General features: G+C 54.8%; 18 protein-coding genes and 2 tRNA genes. 6 read left to right on the top strand and 14 right to left on the bottom strand.

The window, feature by feature from the left end; translation table 11 throughout:
- Positions 1 to 169: 169 nt before the first annotated feature.
- Together rho and trxA are read right to left on the bottom strand one after the other, a co-directional pair.
- Positions 170 to 1,429, bottom strand: a complete 1,260-nt coding sequence (rho, locus tag AC2FAP_RS23135; RefSeq protein ID WP_008501566.1) for a transcription termination factor Rho — start codon at positions 1,427 to 1,429, stop codon at positions 170 to 172.
- 341 nt (positions 1,430 to 1,770) lie between these two features.
- Positions 1,771 to 2,100, bottom strand: coding sequence for a thioredoxin TrxA (gene trxA / locus AC2FAP_RS23130; protein ID WP_004386384.1), 330 nt, complete (start codon positions 2,098 to 2,100; stop codon positions 1,771 to 1,773).
- A 144-nt stretch (positions 2,101 to 2,244) separates the two neighbouring features.
- Between trxA and rhlB the strand changes: the two genes are divergently transcribed.
- Positions 2,245 to 3,510: an ATP-dependent RNA helicase RhlB gene (gene rhlB / locus AC2FAP_RS23125; RefSeq protein WP_014172158.1), complete on the top strand. Its 1,266-nt coding sequence runs from the start codon at positions 2,245 to 2,247 to the stop codon at positions 3,508 to 3,510.
- A 6-nt stretch (positions 3,511 to 3,516) separates the two neighbouring features.
- Positions 3,517 to 5,001, top strand: a complete 1,485-nt coding sequence (gene gppA / locus AC2FAP_RS23120) for a guanosine-5'-triphosphate,3'-diphosphate diphosphatase (protein WP_252069010.1) — start codon at positions 3,517 to 3,519, stop codon at positions 4,999 to 5,001.
- A 48-nt stretch (positions 5,002 to 5,049) separates the two neighbouring features.
- Here the strand turns inward: gppA and rep are convergent, their stop codons facing one another.
- Positions 5,050 to 7,074 carry a DNA helicase Rep gene (rep, locus tag AC2FAP_RS23115; protein ID WP_014172160.1) on the bottom strand — a complete coding sequence of 675 codons (2,025 nt, stop codon included), beginning with the start codon at positions 7,072 to 7,074 and terminating at the stop codon, positions 5,050 to 5,052.
- 85 nt (positions 7,075 to 7,159) lie between these two features.
- Here rep and ppiC point away from each other — a divergent pair, with 85 nt between their 5' ends.
- The gene (gene ppiC / locus AC2FAP_RS23110; RefSeq protein ID WP_008501570.1) at positions 7,160 to 7,441 is read left to right on the top strand and encodes a peptidylprolyl isomerase PpiC; all 282 of its coding nucleotides are present in this window, start codon (positions 7,160 to 7,162) and stop codon (positions 7,439 to 7,441) included.
- Between the two features lie 68 nt (positions 7,442 to 7,509).
- Here ppiC and ilvC read toward each other — a convergent pair whose 3' ends face one another.
- On the bottom strand, positions 7,510 to 8,985 hold the full coding sequence (ilvC, locus tag AC2FAP_RS23105; protein WP_014172161.1) for a ketol-acid reductoisomerase: 1,476 nt from the start codon (positions 8,983 to 8,985) through the stop codon (positions 7,510 to 7,512).
- 152 nt (positions 8,986 to 9,137) lie between these two features.
- On the opposite strand from ilvC, the gene ilvY reads away from it, so the two are divergent.
- On the top strand, positions 9,138 to 10,028 hold the full coding sequence (ilvY, locus tag AC2FAP_RS23100) for an HTH-type transcriptional activator IlvY (protein WP_020882896.1): 891 nt from the start codon (positions 9,138 to 9,140) through the stop codon (positions 10,026 to 10,028).
- On the opposite strand, the gene ilvA is transcribed toward ilvY, so the two are convergent.
- The 7 genes from ilvA to ilvL form a co-directional block, all read right to left on the bottom strand.
- Positions 10,025 to 11,569, bottom strand: a complete 1,545-nt coding sequence (gene ilvA / locus AC2FAP_RS23095) for a threonine ammonia-lyase, biosynthetic (RefSeq protein WP_025202773.1) — start codon at positions 11,567 to 11,569, stop codon at positions 10,025 to 10,027. The genes ilvY and ilvA overlap by 4 nt on opposite strands.
- Positions 11,570 to 11,571: 2 nt before the next feature.
- The gene (gene ilvD / locus AC2FAP_RS23090) at positions 11,572 to 13,422 is read right to left on the bottom strand and encodes a dihydroxy-acid dehydratase (RefSeq protein WP_020882897.1); all 1,851 of its coding nucleotides are present in this window, start codon (positions 13,420 to 13,422) and stop codon (positions 11,572 to 11,574) included.
- Between the two features lie 60 nt (positions 13,423 to 13,482).
- Positions 13,483 to 14,412: a branched-chain-amino-acid transaminase gene (gene ilvE, locus AC2FAP_RS23085; protein WP_025202772.1), complete on the bottom strand. Its 930-nt coding sequence runs from the start codon at positions 14,410 to 14,412 to the stop codon at positions 13,483 to 13,485.
- 18 nt (positions 14,413 to 14,430) lie between these two features.
- On the bottom strand, positions 14,431 to 14,694 hold the full coding sequence (ilvM, locus tag AC2FAP_RS23080; RefSeq protein ID WP_014172166.1) for an acetolactate synthase 2 small subunit: 264 nt from the start codon (positions 14,692 to 14,694) through the stop codon (positions 14,431 to 14,433).
- The gene (ilvG, locus tag AC2FAP_RS23075) at positions 14,691 to 16,337 is read right to left on the bottom strand and encodes an acetolactate synthase 2 catalytic subunit (RefSeq protein ID WP_032679230.1); all 1,647 of its coding nucleotides are present in this window, start codon (positions 16,335 to 16,337) and stop codon (positions 14,691 to 14,693) included. Before ilvG ends, ilvM begins: the two co-directional genes overlap by 4 nt.
- Positions 16,338 to 16,339: 2 nt before the next feature.
- The gene (gene ilvX, locus AC2FAP_RS23070; protein WP_102046757.1) at positions 16,340 to 16,390 is read right to left on the bottom strand and encodes a peptide IlvX; all 51 of its coding nucleotides are present in this window, start codon (positions 16,388 to 16,390) and stop codon (positions 16,340 to 16,342) included.
- An 86-nt stretch (positions 16,391 to 16,476) separates the two neighbouring features.
- A complete protein-coding gene (gene ilvL / locus AC2FAP_RS23065) occupies positions 16,477 to 16,575 on the bottom strand; it encodes an ilv operon leader peptide (RefSeq protein ID WP_001311244.1) in 99 nt (32 codons plus the stop codon).
- Positions 16,576 to 16,913: 338 nt separating this feature from the next.
- On the opposite strand from ilvL, the gene AC2FAP_RS23060 reads away from it, so the two are divergent.
- Entirely contained in the window at positions 16,914 to 18,434 is a 1,521-nt protein-coding gene (locus tag AC2FAP_RS23060; protein WP_449541878.1) for a YifB family Mg chelatase-like AAA ATPase, read from the top strand.
- 27 nt (positions 18,435 to 18,461) lie between these two features.
- Here AC2FAP_RS23060 and AC2FAP_RS23055 read toward each other — a convergent pair whose 3' ends face one another.
- Positions 18,462 to 18,800, bottom strand: a complete 339-nt coding sequence (locus AC2FAP_RS23055) for a MaoP family protein (protein WP_014172168.1) — start codon at positions 18,798 to 18,800, stop codon at positions 18,462 to 18,464.
- Positions 18,801 to 18,918: 118 nt separating this feature from the next.
- Here AC2FAP_RS23055 and hdfR point away from each other — a divergent pair, with 118 nt between their 5' ends.
- Positions 18,919 to 19,740, top strand: a complete 822-nt coding sequence (hdfR, locus tag AC2FAP_RS23050) for an HTH-type transcriptional regulator HdfR (protein WP_014172169.1) — start codon at positions 18,919 to 18,921, stop codon at positions 19,738 to 19,740.
- 98 nt (positions 19,741 to 19,838) lie between these two features.
- Here hdfR and AC2FAP_RS23045 read toward each other — a convergent pair.
- Positions 19,839 to 19,914: transfer RNA gene (locus AC2FAP_RS23045), tRNA-Trp, on the bottom strand.
- 53 nt (positions 19,915 to 19,967) lie between these two features.
- A tRNA-Asp gene (locus AC2FAP_RS23040) sits at positions 19,968 to 20,044 on the bottom strand.
- Between the last annotated feature and the right edge of the window lie 6 nt (positions 20,045 to 20,050).

Here is a 20,050-nt window from a genome sequence, read left to right as displayed (position 1 = left end):
GGCTTCTTACAACTCCCTTTGTATATTTTTCAATCAATTATTTCGTTAACTGCACAAACAGTCTTATTGTCGCACTGACTGGTCTGAAATGGGAGTCTGCATTAATAGCGTATAAGCCATAAAAGAAAAACGCCACGTAAAAACGTGGCGCTTGCTGGCTTTATTTGCGTTACGAGCGTTTCATCATATCGAAGAAATCGTCGTTAGTTTTGGTCATCGCCAGTTTGTTAATGAGGAACTCCATTGCGTCGATTTCACCCATTGGATGGATGATTTTGCGCAGGATCCACATTTTCTGCAGCTCTTCCTGGGTGGTGAGCAGCTCTTCTTTACGGGTACCGGAACGGTTGTAGTCGATAGCCGGGAAGACGCGTTTCTCAGCAATTTTACGAGAGAGGTGCAGTTCCATGTTACCTGTACCTTTAAACTCTTCGTAAATAACTTCGTCCATTTTGGAACCCGTATCGATCAGCGCCGTAGCGATGATGGTCAGGCTGCCGCCCTCTTCCACGTTACGTGCCGCACCGAAGAAGCGTTTTGGACGATGCAGGGCGTTAGCGTCCACACCCCCCGTCAGCACTTTACCGGAAGCTGGAACGACGGTGTTGTAGGCACGCGCCAGACGGGTGATGGAGTCGAGCAGGATGATAACGTCTTTCTTGTGTTCAACCAGGCGTTTCGCCTTCTCGATAACCATTTCCGCAACCTGAACGTGGCGAGATGCGGGTTCGTCAAAGGTAGAAGCAACCACTTCACCTTTAACCAGACGCTGCATCTCGGTCACTTCTTCCGGACGTTCGTCAATCAGCAGTACCATCAGTACGCAGTCTGGATGGTTATAAGCGATGCTCTGCGCGATATTCTGCAGCAGCATGGTTTTACCCGCTTTTGGCGGTGCGACGATCAGACCACGCTGTCCACGACCGATTGGCGATGCCAGATCCAGGACGCGAGCGGTTAAATCTTCAGTTGAGCCGTTACCACGCTCCATGCGCAGGCGAGAGTTCGCGTGCAGCGGCGTTAAGTTCTCAAACAGGATCTTATTACGGGAGTTTTCCGGTTTGTCGAAGTTAACTTCATTCACTTTCAACAGCGCAAAGTAGCGTTCACCCTCTTTTGGAGGACGAATCTTACCTGAAATGGTGTCACCAGTGCGGAGGTTGAAACGGCGGATTTGGCTAGGGGATACGTAGATGTCGTCAGGGCCGGCGAGGTAGGAGCTGTCTGCAGAGCGGAGGAAACCAAATCCGTCTTGCAATATCTCCAGCACACCGTCGCCAAAGATATCTTCGCCACTCTTAGCGTGCTGCTTCAGGATGGCGAAAATGATGTCCTGCTTGCGCATACGAGCCTGGTTTTCCAGCCCCATATTTTCGCCGAGAGTGATCAGCTCAGAAACCGGCGTATTCTTTAATTCGGTAAGATTCATAATGGTGTGGGTTCTTAAACTCGGGGTGATACTCGAACTTAATGTTGTGAATGGTATGGCAGGGTCATCCATGCCTGTTTAGCGGCCATCAACTCATGTCTGTTCGCTGTCTGGTCACAGGGAAAAAACGCAGAACTGAAACGACAAGACGGATTGAGTGACAAGCCCGGAATTTAGCAACTTCACGCACTGTTTGTGTCAACAACGGGAAGTATCGGGTAAAACAAGATTCAAACAACAAGATATGTTTAAAACGAAGTCATAGCTAACTTAGCACGACTTCAGCCGGGCGTCCAGAGTTCCACATAATTTAGGCGCTCTGGACGCGCAGCAAAGAAACCTTACGCCAGGTTAGCGTCGAGGAACTCTTTCAGTTGACCTTTGGACAGTGCGCCCACTTTGGTCGCTGCCACTTCGCCGTTTTTGAACAGCAGCAGGGTCGGAATGCCACGGATACCGTATTTTGGTGCGGTGCCCGGGTTCTGGTCGATGTTCAGCTTGGCAACGGTCAGTTTGCCCTGATATTCGTCAGCGATCTCATCCAGAATCGGGGCGATCATTTTGCAAGGACCACACCATTCAGCCCAGAAATCGACGAGTGTCAGCCCGTCAGCCTTAAGTACGTCCGTGTCAAAACTGTCGTCAGTCAGGTGAATAATTTTATCGCTCATATATAACTCCACAGGAATAAGCCTGGTGCGTTGGTTTCGCCCTCATCAACGACGTGTTGATGTCGCATTAACCAACTAAAGGTTGACTTTATTTCACCGGATACGCTTTCGTAAAGCAATAGTAAGCTGATATTCTACCACACTATGAGCAAAACACATTTAACAGAACAGAAGTTTTCCGACTTCGCCCTGCACCCAAAAGTGATCGAAGCCCTTGAAAATAAAGGGTTTCATAACTGCACGCCCATTCAGGCTCTCGCCCTGCCGCTGACGCTGGCGGGACGTGACGTAGCAGGACAGGCGCAAACCGGTACTGGCAAAACGATGGCGTTTTTAACGTCAACGTTTCATTATTTACTTTCTCATCCAGCGATTGCAGACCGCAAAGTTAACCAGCCGCGCGCGCTAATTATGGCCCCGACGCGAGAACTGGCGGTACAGATCCACGCAGACGCTGAACCCCTGATGCAGGCTACGGGCCTGAAAATCGGCCTGGCTTATGGCGGCGATGGTTACGATAAGCAGCTGAAAGTGCTGGAAAGCGGTGTGGATATCCTGATCGGTACCACCGGCCGTCTTATCGACTACGCAAAACAGAACCACATTAACCTTGGTGCCATCCAGGTTGTGGTGCTGGATGAAGCTGATCGTATGTACGATCTGGGCTTCATTAAAGATATCCGCTGGCTGTTCCGCCGCATGCCACCCGCGAATCAGCGCCTCAACATGCTGTTCTCTGCGACCCTGTCGTATCGCGTACGCGAACTGGCATTCGAGCAGATGAACAACGCCGAATATGTGGAAGTGGAACCCGAGCAGAAAACCGGCCACCGTATCAAAGAAGAACTCTTCTATCCTTCCAATGAAGAGAAAATGCGTTTGCTGCAAACGCTGATCGAAGAAGAGTGGCCAGACCGCGCCATTATCTTCGCGAACACCAAGCACCGCTGTGAAGATATCTGGGGCCATCTGGCGGCAGACGGTCACCGTGTTGGCCTGCTGACGGGCGATGTTGCGCAGAAAAAACGCCTGCGTATTCTTGAAGAATTCACCCGTGGCGATCTCGATATTCTGGTCGCCACCGACGTCGCAGCGCGCGGCCTGCACATTCCAGCCGTTACGCACGTCTTTAACTATGACCTGCCGGATGACTGCGAAGACTATGTACACCGTATCGGTCGTACCGGTCGTGCGGGTGCAAGCGGCCACTCTATCAGCCTCGCGTGTGAAGAGTATGCGCTGAACCTGCCGGCGATTGAGACGTACATCGGCCATTCTATTCCGGTGAGTAAGTACAACCCGGATGCGCTATTAAGCGAACTGCCGCCGGCTAAGCGCCTTACCCGCGCCCGCTCCGGCAATGGCCCGCGTCGATCTGGCGCGCCGCGTAATCGTCGTCGCTCAGGTTAAAAAATTATGCTCAGCTCCACCTCGCTTTATGCGGCAATTGATCTCGGTTCGAATAGTTTTCATATGCTGGTTGTGCGCGAGGTGGCGGGAAGCATACAAACGCTGACGCGCATTAAGCGCAAGGTCCGCCTCGCGGCGGGCCTGAGCAGCGATAATCACCTCTCTCCTGAAGCCATGGAACGTGGCTGGCAGTGCCTGCGACTCTTTGCAGAGCGTCTGCAGGATATCCCGCATTCCCAAATCACCGTCGTCGCCACTGCAACACTCCGCCTGGCGGTTAACGCCGTGGATTTTATTGCCAAAGCGCAGGAAATTCTCGGTTGTCCGGTGCAGGTTATCAGCGGTGAAGAAGAAGCGCGCCTGATTTATCAGGGCGTTGCGCACACCACGGGAGGCGACGATCGTCGTCTGGTTGTGGATATCGGGGGCGCCAGTACCGAACTCGTGACCGGCACCGGTGCGCAGGCAACGTCGCTATTCAGCCTGTCGATGGGTTGCGTAACCTGGCTTGAGCGCTACTTTACTGACCGCAATCTGGGTCAGGAGAACTTCGACGAGGCGGAAACTGCCGCACGCGAGGTGTTACGCCCGGTGATGGACGAACTGCGCTACCACGGCTGGAAAGTCTGCGTGGGGGCCTCCGGTACCGTGCAGGCATTGCAGGAAATTATGATGGCGCAGGGCATGGATGAGCGGATCACGCTTGCCAAGCTTCAGCAGCTTAAACAGCGGGCCATTCAGTGCGGGCGTCTGGAAGAGCTGGAAATTGAAGGCCTGACGCTTGAACGCGCGCTGGTATTCCCGAGCGGGCTCGCGATCCTGATCGCCATTTTCACCGAGCTGAACATCAAATGTATGACGCTGGCGGGTGGCGCGCTGCGTGAAGGTCTGGTCTACGGGATGTTGCACCTGTCGGTCGATCAGGACATTCGCAGCCGTACCCTGCGAAACGTGCAGCGTCGTTTCCTGGTTGATATCGATCAGGCAGGTCGCGTGGCACAGCTGGCGTCACGCTTCGCCGATCATGTGGCTAACGCCTGGGATCTGGACCCTTTGAGTCGTGATCTGCTGCTAAGTGCCTGTGCACTACATGAAATCGGGCTGAGCATTGATTTTAAACAGGCCCCGGCTCATGCCGCTTATCTGGTACGTAACCTCGATTTACCTGGCTATACCCCTGCGCAGAAAAAGTTGCTGGCAACGCTGCTGCTGAACCAGACCAATGCCGTTGACCTCTCCTCTTTGCATCAGCAAAATGCCGTACCGCCGCGCGTAGCCGAGCATATGTGCCGCCTGCTGCGTCTGGCTATTCTGTTTGCCAGCCGCCGCCGCGATGATTTTCTGCCGGCACTCAATCTGGTGGCGGATGACGAAAAACTGTCGCTGACGTTGCCGGAAAACTGGCTGGATAATCATCCGCTTGGGGCGGAGATGGTCGAGCAGGAGTGTCAGTGGCAGAGCTACGTACACTGGGTGCTTGAGGTGAAATAACAGGGCGGACATGCCCGGTAACGCTACGCTTGCCGGGCGTGTAACAACCTACCCCTTCTCTTTGGCTTTCGCCAGCATGGCGCGGATGTTAGCGACGTTCGCCTGCCCCTTATGCATCCGCTCTTCAGCCGTAATCACTTTACGCTCCTGCTCCCAGATGAGGTCGTCCTGCGGAAGTTCCAGCAGGAAACGGCTCGGCTCCGGGCGCACCAGTTCACCATATTGTCTACGCTCTTTGCACAGCGTGAAGGTCAGCTCTTTCTGAGCGCGCGTGATGCCAACATAGGCCAGACGGCGCTCCTCATCGACGTTATCTTCATCAATGCTGCTCTGGTGCGGCAGTAACCCCTCTTCCATGCCAACCAGATAGACATACGGGAATTCCAGACCTTTTGACGCATGCAGCGTCATCAGTTGAACCTGATCGGCCTCTTCTTCGCTCTCGCCGCGCTCCATCATATCGCGCAGGGTAAAGCGGGTAACCACCTGCGTCAGGGTCATCGGTTCATCAATCTCCGAACCTTCCAGCATTTCAGTCATCCAGCTGAACAGCTGGTTAACGTTTTTCATGCGCATCTCGGCCGCTTTCGGACTGGCGGAGGTTTCATACAGCCAGGACTCGTAGTCGATACCGTGGATAAGGTCGCGCACGGCGGCGATAGGTTCGCGCTCTGCCAGCCGCTGCACTTCACCAAGCCAGTGTGTAAAGCGGGTTAATGAATCGTAGCCGCGTCCGGTGAGCGTCTGACTCAGCCCCATATCGAAGCTGGCGGTAAAGAGACTCTTATTACGCGTCATCGCCCACTCGCCAAGCTTTTGTAGCGTCGCCGGGCCAATTTCTCGTTTCGGGGTATTCACGATACGCAGAAACGCGCTGTCATCATCCGGGTTAGTGAGCACACGCAGGTAGGCCAGAAGATCTTTGATTTCGGGCCGCGAGAAGAAGGAGGTTCCGCCTGAAATTTTGTACGGGATGCGGTTTTGCATCAGCATCTTTTCAAAGACGCGTGACTGGTGGTTGCCGCGATAGAGGATCGCGTAATCTTTGTATTCGGTTTTATTGACGAAGTGGTGGGCGATGAGTTCGCCTGTGACCCGCTCCGCTTCGTGCTCTTCATTGTTGGCGCTGAGCACTTTTAGCTCTGTACCGTAACCCAGTTCGGAGAACAGGCGTTTTTCGAACACGTGCGGGTTGTTGGCGATCAGGATATTCGCGGCTTTAAGGATACGCCCGGAGGAACGGTAGTTCTGCTCCAGTTTGATCACCTGCAGCGCCGGGAAATCTTTACTCAGCAGGACCAGGTTTTGCGGACGCGCACCGCGCCAGGAGTAAATGGACTGATCGTCATCACCGACCACCGTGAAACGCGCGCGCTGTCCCACCAGCAGCTTCACCAGTTCATACTGGCTGGTATTGGTGTCCTGATACTCATCCACCAGCAGGTAGCGGATTTTATTCTGCCAGCGCTCACGCACCTCTTCATTACGCTGCAGCAGTAGCGTGGGAAGCAGGATCAGGTCGTCGAAATCCAGCACGTTACAGGCTTTCATATGCGCATCGTACAGACCGTAGCAGTGGGCGAAGATCCGATCCCGCTCGCCTTTGGCGATCGCCGCGGCCTGGGCCGGGGTCATCAGATCGTTTTTCCAGTTGGAGATCGTTGAGATCAGCTGTTGCAGCAGAACCTTATCATCTTCGATCAGCCCCTCGGTGAGCTCCTTGAGCAGGGCCACCTGGTCGGTATCGTCGAACAGTGAGAAGTTGGATTTCATCCCCAGCGCGGCGTATTCACGTTTGATGATATCCAGCCCCAGCGTATGGAAGGTGGAAATCATCAGACCGCGCGCCTCTTTACGCCCCAGCGTCTGGCCGACACGCTCTTTCATCTCGCGCGCTGCTTTGTTAGTAAACGTCACCGCCGCGATGTGGCGAGCCTGATACCCGCAGCCGCGGATCAGGTGGGCAATCTTATTGGTGATGACGCGCGTTTTGCCGGATCCCGCGCCCGCCAGCACCAGACAGGGTCCAGTGACAAATTCGACGGCTTGTTGTTGTCCGGGGTTTAAACGCATAAATGATCACTCAATGAAAGTCAGGAGGGGAGAATAACAGCGTGGTAGTATAGCGAGCCTAATCCATACCACTCAAGGCACGATCATGGCAAAAACCGCGGCAGCACTGCATATCCTTGTAAAAGAAGAAAAACTGGCTCTGGATCTTCTCGAGCAGATCAAAAACGGCGCCGACTTCGGCAAGCTGGCGAAGAAACACTCTATTTGTCCGTCAGGTAAACGCGGCGGTGATTTAGGTGAATTCCGTCAGGGTCAAATGGTTCCGGCGTTCGATAAAGTGGTCTTTTCCTGCCCGGTGCTGGAACCCACAGGCCCACTGCACACGCAGTTTGGCTACCATGTTATTAAGGTTCTGTACCGCAAATAACAGCAAGGCCTTCTCTGAGAGAAGGCCTTGTACGTTTCGTCAGGTCAGGGCATCAGCCCGCCCGGGTATTAACCTGCTACCGCGATACGTTTCATATCGGTCATGTAGCCACGCAGTTTCTGGCCCACTTTCTCGATTTCATGGCCGCGAATGGCTTCGTTTACATCACGCAGCTGCGCGTTATCCACTGCACCTTCCGCAATCGCTTTGCCCAGATCGCCCGGCTGCAGGGTCGTCATGAACTCTTTCAGCAGCGGTACGCAAGCGTAAGAGAACAGGTAGTTACCGTACTCGGCGGTATCAGAGATAACCACGTTCATTTCGTACAGACGCTTACGGGCGATGGTGTTCGCTATCAGCGGCAGCTCGTGCAGTGATTCATAGTAGGCAGACTCTTCGATGATGCCGGAATCCACCATGGTTTCGAACGCCAGCTCAACGCCAGCTTTCACCATCGCAATCATCAGAACGCCTTTATCGAAGTACTCCTGCTCGCCGATTTTACCTTCAAACTGTGGGGCGGTTTCAAAAGCGGTTTTACCGGTCTCTTCACGCCAGGTCAGCAGTTTCTTATCGTCGTTAGCCCAGTCCGCCATCATGCCGGAAGAGAACTCGCCGGAGATAATGTCGTCCATATGTTTCTGGAACAGCGGTGCCATGATCGTTTTCAGCTGTTCAGACAGCGCGTAAGCACGCAGTTTCGCCGGGTTGGACAGACGGTCCATCATCAGCGTGATACCGCCCTGCTTTAGCGCTTCGGTGATCGTTTCCCAGCCGAACTGAATCAGTTTTTCTGCGTATGCCGGGTCTGTACCCTCCTCCACCAGCTTGTCGAAGCACAGCAGAGAGCCCGCCTGCAGCATACCGCACAGGATGGTTTGCTCACCCATCAGGTCAGATTTAACTTCCGCGACGAAAGACGATTCCAGAACGCCCGCACGGTGGCCACCCGTTGCTGCAGCCCATGCTTTGGCGATCGCCATACCTTCACCTTTCGGATCGTTTTCCGGGTGAACGGCGATAAGCGTTGGCACGCCGAAGCCACGTTTGTACTCTTCACGTACTTCTGTACCCGGGCACTTCGGTGCCACCATCACAACGGTGATGTCTTTACGGATCTGCTCGCCGACTTCAACGATGTTAAAGCCGTGGGAGTAACCCAACGCCGCCCCGTCTTTCATCAGCGGCTGCACGGAACGCACAACGTCAGAGTGCTGTTTGTCTGGCGTCAGGTTAACCACCAGGTCTGCCTGAGGGATAAGTTCTTCGTAGGTACCAACTTTAAAACCGTTTTCGGTCGCTTTGCGCCAGGACGCACGCTTCTCAGCAATCGCTTCTTTACGCAGGGCGTAGGAGATATCCAGACCGGAGTCACGCATGTTCAGGCCCTGGTTGAGACCCTGGGCGCCGCAGCCGACGATGACCACTTTTTTACCCTGAAGGTAGCTCGCGCCATCGGCAAATTCGTCGCGCGCCATAAAGCGGCATTTGCCCAGCTGCGCCAGCTGCTGGCGCAAATTCAGTGTATTAAAGTAGTTAGCCATAATGGACTCCGTGATGTTGTGTTGTTGTGCTTATTGTTCGGTTCGCTTTTGCGAGAATGAACTTACTATATGACAGGAAATTTATTGCGGAAATTGATATATTCACAACGTCACGTTGCAATATTTGCAATGTAAAAAGGGGAGTGAAATCAGTGGATTTACGCGATCTGAAAATGTTCCTGCATCTGGCGGAAAGCCGTCACTTTGGGCGCAGCGCCCGGGCGATGCACGTCAGTCCCTCCACGCTTTCGCGCCAGATCCAGCGCCTTGAGGAAGACCTCGGTCAGCCCCTGTTTGTACGCGACAACCGCACCGTCACCCTGACGGAAGCCGGTGAGGAGTTACGGGTCTTTGCCCAACAAACGCTGCTGCAGTATCAACAGCTGCGACACACCATTGACCAGAAAGGGCCATCGCTGTCCGGCGAGCTGCATATTTTCTGCTCCGTGACCGCGGCCTATAGCCATCTGCCGCCGATTCTTGACCGTTTTCGCGCAGAACAACCGTCGGTGGAAATTAAACTCACCACCGGTGATGCCGCCGACGCAATGGAAAAAGTGGTGACAGGCGAGGCGGATCTCGCCATTGCCGGGAAACCCGAAACCCTGCCAGGCGCTGTCGCGTTCTCAATGCTGGAGAACCTGGCGGTCGTGTTGATTGCCCCCGCGTTACCCTGCCCGGTGCGTAATCAGGTGTCGGTGGAAAAACCGGACTGGTCCACGGTGCCTTTTATCATGGCCGATCAGGGGCCGGTGCGCCGACGTATTGAGCTCTGGTTTCGTCGCCAGAAGATCAGCAACCCGTCGATTTACGCGACGGTTGGCGGGCATGAGGCGATGGTGTCAATGGTGGCGCTGGGCTGCGGCGTGGCACTGCTGCCGGAAGTGGTCCTGGAGAACAGCCCGGAACCGGTGCGTAATCGCGTGATGATTCTGGAGCGCAGCGACGAAAAAACGCCGTTTGAGCTTGGCGTATGCGCACAAAAAAAGCGGCTGCAGGAGCCGCTTATTGATGCCTTCTGGCAGATACTGCCTAACCACTAGCCCGCCAGGAAGAACCTGAACGCCGGGTTATGGGTTTCATCGTGACACTCATAGCCCAGCTCGTTCAGCCGCGTTTCGAAATCAGGCTCGTGCTCGCCCAGTTCGAAGGCGGCCAGCACGCGTCCATAATCGGTACCGTGGCTGCGGTAGTGGAACAGAGAGATGTTCCAGTGCGTGCCCAGCGTATGCAGGAACTTGAGCAACGCGCCCGGTGACTCCGGGAACTCGAAGCTGTAGAGACGTTCCTGCAGCGGCTTCGACGGACGCCCGCCCACCATATAACGCACGTGCAGTTTCGCCATCTCATCGTCGGAGAGATCCACGACGCTGTAGCCACCTTCGTGGAGCAGGTGGAGGATCTCTTTACGCTCTTCCAGACCACGGCTTAACCGTACGCCGACAAAAATGCAGGCATCTCGGGCGTCGGCAAAACGGTAGTTAAACTCCGTGACTGAACGGCCGCCCAGCAGCTGACAAAACTTCAGGAAGCTGCCCTTCTCTTCCGGGATGGTAACCGCCAGCAGCGCTTCGCGTTGCTCACCCAGCTCGCAGCGTTCGGAAACATAGCGCAGACCGTGGAAGTTCACGTTGGCACCAGAAAGGACATGCGCCAGACGCTCGCCGCGGATGTTGTGCTGCGCGATATATTTCTTCATCCCCGCCAGCGCCAGCGCGCCGGAAGGTTCCGCTACCGCACGCACATCTTCGAACAGATCTTTCATTGCGGCGCAGATGGCGTCGCTGTCGACGGTGATAATATCGTCGAGATACTCCTGGCAAAGACGGAAGGTTTCATCGCCAATGCGTTTCACCGCCACGCCTTCAGCAAACAGCCCGACGCGTGGTAAGTCCACCGGATGACCGGCATCCAGCGCCGCTTTCAGACAGGCCGAGTCTTCCGCCTCAACGGCAATCACTTTGATTTGCGGCATCAGCTGTTTGATCAGCACCGCTACCCCCGCCGCGAGGCCACCACCGCCAACCGGCACGAAGACGCGGTCGAGATGCGCATCCTGCTGCAGCAGCTCAAGCGCCAGCGTCCCCTGTCCGGCAATGACCATCGGATGATCGAACGGCGGCACCCAGGTAAACCCCTGTTGCTGCGCCAGCTCTATCGCTTTGGCTTTGGCTTCGTCAAAGTTTGCGCCGTGGAGCAACACTTCACCGCCGAAACCGCGTACGGCATCCACTTTGATATCGGCAGTAGCAACCGGCATAACAATCAGCGCTTTCAGCCCCAGGCGCGCAGAGGAGAACGCGACGCCCTGCGCGTGGTTGCCCGCAGAGGCGGTAATCACCCCCCGCGCTTTTTGCTCGTCGGTCAACCCGGCCATCATCGCGTAGGCGCCACGCAGCTTGAAGCTGTGTACCGGCTGGCGGTCTTCGCGTTTCACCAGAATCACGTTGTCGAGGCGCGAGGAGAGTTTTTCCATCTTCTGCAGCGGCGTGACCTGTACGGCTTCATAGACCGGTGCACGTAGCACCGCCCTGAGGTATTCCGCCCCCTCAGGGGCGGCGGATAACGGTTGCGACTCGGCCATCATTAGCCCCCAAGTTTCGATTTGTCGCGCACCGCGCCTTTATCTGCACTGGTGGCAAGGCTCGCATAGGCGCGCAGGGCGAAGGAGACGTCGCGCTGGCGATCTTTTGGCGTCCAGGCTTTGTCACCGCGAGCTTCCTGGGCTTCACGACGCGCCGCAATCTCCTGGTCGCTCAGTTTCAACTGAATACCGCGATTCGGGATATCAATTTCGATCAGATCGCCATCCTCAATAATCGCGATGTTGCCGCCGCTTGCCGCTTCCGGTGACACGTGGCCAATGGAGAGACCAGACGTACCGCCAGAAAAACGTCCGTCGGTGATCAGCGCACAGGCTTTACCGAGGCCCATGGATTTCAGGAAGGTGGTGGGATAGAGCATCTCCTGCATACCCGGCCCGCCTTTCGGCCCTTCGTAGCGAATGACAACCACGTCGCCTTCCACCACTTTGCCACCGAGAATAGCCTCTACCGCGTCGTCCTGGCTTTCGTACACTTTTGCCGGGCCGGTGAATTTGAGAATACTGTCATCCACGCCTGCGGTTTTTACAATACAGCCGTTTTCTGCAAAGTTACCGTAGAGCACGGCCAGACCGCCGTCCTTGCTGTAGGCATGTTCCAGTGAGCGAATACAGCCTTCTGCACGATCGTCATCCAGCGTGTCCCAGCGGCAATCCTGTGAGAAGGCCTGGGTGGTACGAATACCTGCCGGGCCAGCGCGGAACATCTTTTTCACCGCATCGTCTTTCGTGAGCATGACGTCGTATTTGTCCAGCGACTCCGGCAGCGTCAGGCCGAGCACGTTTTTGACGTTGCGGTTCAGCAGCCCGGCGCGATCCAGTTCACCGAGAATACCCAGTACGCCACCCGCACGGTGGACATCTTCCATGTGGTATTTCTGGGTACTCGGCGCAACTTTACAGAGCTGCGGTACTTTGCGGGACAGCTTGTCGATATCGCTCATGGTGAAGTCGATTTCAGCTTCCTGCGCAGCGGCCAGCAGGTGGAGAACGGTGTTGGTGGAACCGCCCATGGCGATATCCAGCGTCATGGCATTTTCAAACGCGGCTTTGCTGGCGATATTACGCGGCAGCGCGCTTTCATCATCTTGCTCATAGTAGCGTTTGGTCAGCTCAACGATGCGTTTACCGGCATTGAGGAACAGCTGTTTACGGTCGGCGTGGGTCGCCAGCAGCGAGCCGTTGCCCGGCTGAGACAGACCCAGCGCTTCGGTCAGACAGTTCATGGAGTTCGCGGTGAACATACCTGAGCAGGAGCCACAGGTTGGGCACGCAGAACGTTCAACCTGATCGCTTTGCTCATCAGAAACTTTTGGATCCGCGCCCTGAATCATCGCATCGACCAGGTCGAGCTTGATGATTTTATCGGAAAGCTTGGTTTTACCCGCTTCCATTGGACCGCCGGAGACGAAGATCACCGGAATGTTCAGACGCAGGGAAGCCATCAGCATCCCTGGGGTAATTTTGTCGCAGTTGGAGATACAAACCATGGCATCCGCGCAATGGGCGTTCACCATATACTCCACCGAGTCGGCGATCAGCTCACGCGACGGCAGTGAATAGAGCATACCCCCGTGACCCATCGCGATACCGTCATCCACCGCAATGGTGTTGAACTCTTTCGCCACACCGCCGGAGGCTTCGATTTGCTCGGCAACGAGTTTGCCGAGATCGCGCAGGTGCACGTGGCCCGGCACAAACTGGGTGAAGGAGTTCACCACGGCGATAATAGGCTTACCGAAATCGGCGTCGGTCATCCCGGTGGCGCGCCACAGTGCGCGGGCACCCGCCATGTTACGGCCATGAGTGGTGGTGGCGGAACGATACTTAGGCATGCTTTATTTACTCCCGTCTGACTATTGAATGGGACGGTGCGTGCCGTCCCATATTTATGCTTATTGATTAACCTGATCCAGCCAGCCGTATTTATCTTCCGTTTCACCGGTGAAGAGGCCAAAGAAGGCTTGCTGAATACGTTTGGTGACCGGACCACAGCGGCCAGCACCAACCTGAATACCGTCTACGCTACGAACCGGCGTAATTTCCGCCGCGGTACCGGACATGAACACTTCATCGGCCAGGTACAGGGATTCGCGGGACAGGACCTGCTCACGGACTTCGATACCCAAATCTTTTGCCAGCTTGATGATGGCGTCACGGGTAATGCCCGGCAGAGCGGAAGAGGTAAATGGCGGCGTAAACAGGATGCCGTCTTTCACTTCGAACAGGTTTTCACCTGCACCTTCAGAGATATAGCCATTCACGTCCAGCGCGATACCTTCCTGATAACCGTGACGGCGCGCTTCGCTTCCGACCAGCAGTGAGGAGAGGTAGTTACCGCCCGCTTTTGCCGCCGTCGGGATCGTGTTTGGTGCCACGCGGTTCCAGGAAGAAACCATTGCGTCGATCCCCTGCTCCAGGGCTTCAGCCCCCAGATAAGCACCCCATGGGAACGCAGCAATGATCACATCGGTGGTATAACCGGCTGGCGGGTTCACGCCCATGCCCACATCACCTACAAACACCAGCGGACGAATATAGGCACTGGTGAGGTTGTTCTTACGAATCACGTCGCGGCAGGCTTCCATCAGCTCATCCACGCTCTGAGAAACCGGGAAACGATAAATTTTGGCTGAGTCATGCAGACGCTGCATGTGTTCGCGATGACGGAACACCACTGGCCCTTTGTGTGAGTCGTAGCAACGGATGCCTTCGAAGACAGAGGTACCGTAATGCAGCGCGTGGGACATAACGTGGACTTTCGCGTCCTCCCAGCGAACCATCTCACCATTGAACCAAATGTAATCAGCTTTTTTTGTCGTCATTTTCTCTTCCTGTCGCGCTTAAGCACGGATCTGTTGTGATGTGGTTGTACTCTGGCAGATGGCAACATGTGCAACGTCTACCAGTTTTGTTAACTGACTAAACAGTAAGTCGACCGACCGCGGGCTGGCAACGGTTAATTCGATACTGATATTTTGAGCATCAGTGGCCGTCTCCATATTCATAGAGCAAATCTGAAAGCCACGGTGACGCACCACACGCAAAACGCGTTCTAATGTCTCTGGATTGAAGCGAGCCTGCACGGCGACCTGATGTTGCATCATGATAATTTCTCCAGCATTTGTGAGTTACTGGCACCTGGCGGTACCAACGGCCAGACATTCTCAAGCTCGTCGATTGAGACATGAAGCAGGTACGGCCCTTCGCTTGACAGCATGGTGTCGAGTGCCGCTTCAACCTGGTCTTTACGGGTGATGTGCTGGCCAGGGATACCAAAGGCGCTGGCCAGAATGAGGAAATCAGGGTTATCCGTCAGGGTAGTCTCACTGTAGCGTTCCTGGAAAAACAGCTGTTGCCACTGACGAACCATTCCTAAACGCTGGTTATCGAGCAAGACGATTTTCAACGGTAACTGCTTGCGCTTAACGGTGCCCAGCTCCTGAACGTTCATCATGAAAGAGCCGTCACCGGAGATACAGATAACCGTATCGTTCGGGCGGGCAACCTGCGCCCCTACCGCGGCAGGGAGACCGAAGCCCATCGTCCCTAAGCCGCTGGAGGTAATGAAGTTTTCCGGGCGCGAGTAAGTCATGTGCTGTGCTGACCACATCTGGTGTTGGCCTACATCCGTCGTGACCACACAGTCTGCCGGTTTACGGTCGGACAATTGCTTTAACAGCAGTGGCGCATAGATGGCGTCACCAGGATGGTCGTAACGCCAGGTATGTTCAACGCGCATTTCGGCGGTGTGCTGACGCCATGCGTCGATTTTCAGAGGCTGCTGTAAAGCCGGTAATAACGCGTTGAGATTGCCCTGCAGGGCCACATGCGCCTGACGCAGTTTGTTCATCTCCGCCGGGTCGATATCCATGTGGATCACGTTGGCATTCGGCGCGAAGGTATTTAGCTTGCCGGTGACACGATCATCAAAACGGGCACCTACGGCGATCAGCAAGTCACACGCCTGCACGGCCAGGTTCGCCGCTTTGGTACCGTGCATCCCCAGCATGCCCAGATAGTAAGGATAGTCAGCATCTACCGCGCCAAGACCTTTCAACGTACAGGTGGCGGGCATTTGCGTAACCGCGATGAATTCGCGCAGGGCGGGAACGGCCTGTGCCATACCAACCCCACCCCCTACGTACAACATCGGTTGTTTAGCGTGGGCAATCATCTGCCGCGCCTCTTCCACCGCGGCGTGCGGGAATGCATCGTCGCTTTCAACGGTGGAGAAGTGCGGTTCCAGATCGCCGAGAGCAACCTGGATATCTTTCGGGATATCAACCAGAACCGGTCCAGGACGACCAGAGTTTGCCACCTCAAACGCCTCTGCCATCACACGCGGCAGCTCTTCCAGAGACTGAACGAGGAAGCTGTGTTTAGTGCAGGCCAGTGACAAGCCGAGCACGTCCACTTCCTGGAAGGCATCAGTACCAATGAGGGGTGAGGCCACCTGACCGGTGATGGCGACAACGGGAACGGAATCAAGCAGTGCATCCGCCAGGCCGGTGATCAGGTTTGTGGCGCCCGGCCCTGAGGTTGCCATGCAGACACCGGTTTTACCGGTGGCACGTGCATAGCCAATGGCGGCCATCGCAGCGCCCTGCTCGTGTCGGCACAAGAGGTGTTCCACGCCGCCGTCATACAATGCATCGTAAATCGGCATTATTGCGCCCCCCGGATAACCGAAGACAGTGTCGACTCCCTGTGCGCGCAACGCATGTACTACCCACTGTGCACCATTCATAGTTAGTTCCCCGTCATAAATCGGGAGAAACAGAATTTTGTGCTATTAGTCATTCTCTGCTCCTCGTGTAAGTTTTTTAGTCATAAAAAAACCCCCGGACCTTTCGGTGCGGGGGTCTTAGTTCGTTAAGGCTTGATTTCTAAGCCTTTCCTCGTCCAAGTGCAGCCCCGCACGGTGGGATAATAATCACCACCACGCTAATCACGACCAGGCTAATCACTCGTAGAAGGGCTGTCATTTTCAGTTCTTTTTGCATCTTGTTCGAAGGAATACCTAAAGAGGTATCACAGTTTTTAAATCAAACACAAGATTTATTTATGGCTGGCTTCGTTAGCCTGCGAATCATATTTTCTTAACGTATTGTTTTATATAAATAAATTAGATAGTGAATATTTTTCATTTTTTCAGCACGGACAGAACGGTAAGTCGCCTGTTCATTTTTTGCGAGCAGGGTTCCACAGAAAAGAAAAGGTTACATCTTGACGTTAAAACCTCGGAAGAGGATGCGTAAATCCGCTAAATGTTGCTAAACATGCATATCGGTCACGGGCATAGTCATCTCCTGAGGAGGTGCTTATGTCACTGTCAGTTGTTTATACCCGAGCGGCCATTGGAGTAAAAGCACCGCTTATTTCGGTAGAAGTTCATCTCAGCAACGGGCTGCCCGGGCTGACGCTGGTTGGATTGCCGGAGACCACGGTAAAGGAAGCCAGAGATCGGGTGCGCAGTGCGATTATTAATAGCGGTTATACCTTTCCGGCAAAGAAAATCACCATCAACCTTGCGCCTGCAGACTTGCCTAAAGAGGGAGGGCGATATGATTTACCTATCGCTATAGCGCTCCTCGCCGCCTCTGAGCAGCTTAACAGCAGCAGACTAGGCGCATATGAGTTCATCGGTGAACTGGCGCTCACAGGCGCGCTGAGGGGCGTTCCTGGTGCCATCTCGGGTGCGCTGGAGGCCATTCGCGCAGGTCGACAAATCATTGTTGCCAATGAAAATGGTGCAGAAGTGAGCCTGATAGCCGAGAGAGGATGTCTGCTAGCCGGGCATTTACAGGAAGTGTGCGCGTATCTTGAGGGGCAACATGTGCTGTCAGAGCCGGAAGAATCAGGCGATCCCCTGGCAGAAAGCCCGGACGATCTGAGCGATATTTACGGCCAGGAGCAGGGGAAGCGGGCGCTGGAGATCACCGCTGCCGGCGGACATAACCTGTTGTTGATTGGCCCACCGGGTACAGGAAAAACGATGCTGGCGAGCAGGTTGAATGGTTTACTGCCTCCACTTAATAACCATGAAGCGCTGGAAAGCGCGGCGATATTTAGTCTGGTGAGTTCAGCGTCATTGCAAAAACAGTGGCGACGTCGCCCGTTTCGCTCTCCGCACCACAGTGCCTCACTGGCGGCCATGGTCGGCGGTGGCTCCATACCAGGGCCGGGAGAGATCTCTCTGGCGCACAACGGCATCCTGTTTCTGGATGAACTGCCTGAATTTGAACGCCGCGTTCTGGATGCGCTGAGGGAGCCCATCGAATCGGGTGAGATCCACATCTCCCGTACACGCGCCAAAATAAGCTATCCCGCGCGGTTCCAGCTGGTAGCGGCAATGAACCCCAGCCCATCGGGCCATTATCAGGGCAACCACAATCGCTCCACGCCTGAACAGACGCTGCGCTACCTGGGGAAGTTATCTGGTCCTTTCCTGGATCGTTTCGATTTGTCGCTGGAAATCCCCTTGCCGCCTCCCGGCCTGCTCAGCCAGAGCAGCGCCAGAGGAGAGAGTACGGTGGAGGTTCGCGAGCGGGTTATCGCCGCGCAGGCCCGGCAGTATATGCGTCAACATAAGCTGAATGCCCGTCTGGATAACGCTGAGATTCGGCAGTTTTGTCCTCTTAAGACTGAAGATTCATGCTGGCTGGAGGATACATTGACGCGCTTTGGGCTTTCCATTCGCGCATGGCAGCGTCTTATAAAAGTCGCCCGCACCATCGCCGATGTGGAAAAGTGCCCTGACATTGAGAGGCGGCATCTGCAGGAAGCGTTAAGCTATCGTGCGATCGATCGCTTGCTCCTGCACCTGCAAAAGTTACTGGCATAAAAAAAGGGGCCACAGCCCCTTTTCTTGTTAGTCGTCAGACTCAGTGTAGTCTTCAGCACCTTCCATCTGCGGCTTACCGCCAGACAGCGTATGGAAACGCTTTGGACGCTTAATGCGTGCCATATACTTGATCCATACACGTTCTGCTTCAGACTGTGGCTCACGCTCGCCACGGCAGACTGCGACAAACTGTTTTTCGTCTTCAGTTGCAGGCTCACGTTTACCCAGATCCAGCTCGTTAAAGGCATAACCATGACGCTCAAGCATCTGCGCCTCTTTGATGGTGAAATCGCCGTGACGAGAGAACCCGCGTGGATAATTTTTATTGTCGAAAAAACGATTAGTCGTCGTAAAGCTTTCCGCCATCCTACACGCTCCTAATTCTTTGGCCGAGCTATTTATGGCGCGGAGTATTAGTTACGCTTGACAGAGTGTAAAACAAAACATTTAAATCATAACGACAAATTATTTTGCGGAGAAAGATGTGGATACGGAATTGCTAAAAACTTTCCTGGAAGTGAGCAGGACGCGCCACTTTGGGCGAGCAGCGGAAGCCCTTTACCTGACGCAGTCAGCGGTCAGTTTTCGTATTCGACAGCTGGAAAATCAACTGGGTGTGAACCTTTTTACCCGCCACCGCAACAACATACGCCTCACGCCAGCCGGTGAAAAACTTCTGCCGTATGCAGAGACCCTGATGAACACCTGGCAGGCGGCACGTAAAGAGGTTGCGCACACCTCGAGGCATAACGAGTTCTCCATTGGGGCCAGCGCATCGTTGTGGGAATGTATGCTCAGTCAGTGGCTGACCCGGCTCTACCCTTCCCACAACCATTTGCAATTTGAAGCGCGGATTGCGCAACGTCAGTCGCTCGTTAAGCAACTGCACGAGCGCCAGCTGGATCTTCTGATCACGACCGAAGCCCCCAAAATGGACGAATTTAGCAGCCAGATTGTTGGCCAGTTTGGCCTTGCGCTTTATGCCTCCGAGCCTTCAATGATGAAAGCCGACCTGACCTATCTGCGTCTGGAGTGGGGGCCAGATTTCCAGCAACACGAGGCGGGATTGATTGCTCCGGATGATGTGCCACAGTTAACAACCAGCTCTGCGGAGATCGCCTGTCAGCAGCTCTCCTTGCTGAAGGGGTGCACCTGGTTACCTGTTCGCTGGGCAGACACGAAACCCGGGTTGCATACCGTTGTGGACTCCACCACGCTTTCCAGACCGCTGTATGCCATCTGGCTCCAGAACAGCGATAAGCAATCGCAGATAAAAGATCTTCTAAAAATCAACATTATGGATTGATGCATGCGCCAGCAGAAATGCTGGCTGCAACGTCTGATGAGGGGACTCGGCGTCTTTCAGGCAAAAAAAAATCCTTTGCCGAAGCAAAGGATTATATATGGCAGGGGCGGAGAGACTCGAACTCGCGACACCCGGTTTTGGAGACCGGTGCTCTACCAACTGAGCTACGCCCCTAAAGTCTTTTGCCATTAAGCCTGCCGGGTAGGCAGGCTTAATGTCTTAATAAGTGGCGGAACGGACGGGACTCGAACCCGCGACCCCCTGCGTGACAGGCAGGTATTCTAACCGACTGAACTACCGCTCCACCGAA

The organism is Enterobacter cloacae complex sp. 394I7, from assembly GCF_057320345.1.
This window is presented reverse-complemented; position numbering and strand designations above follow the sequence as displayed.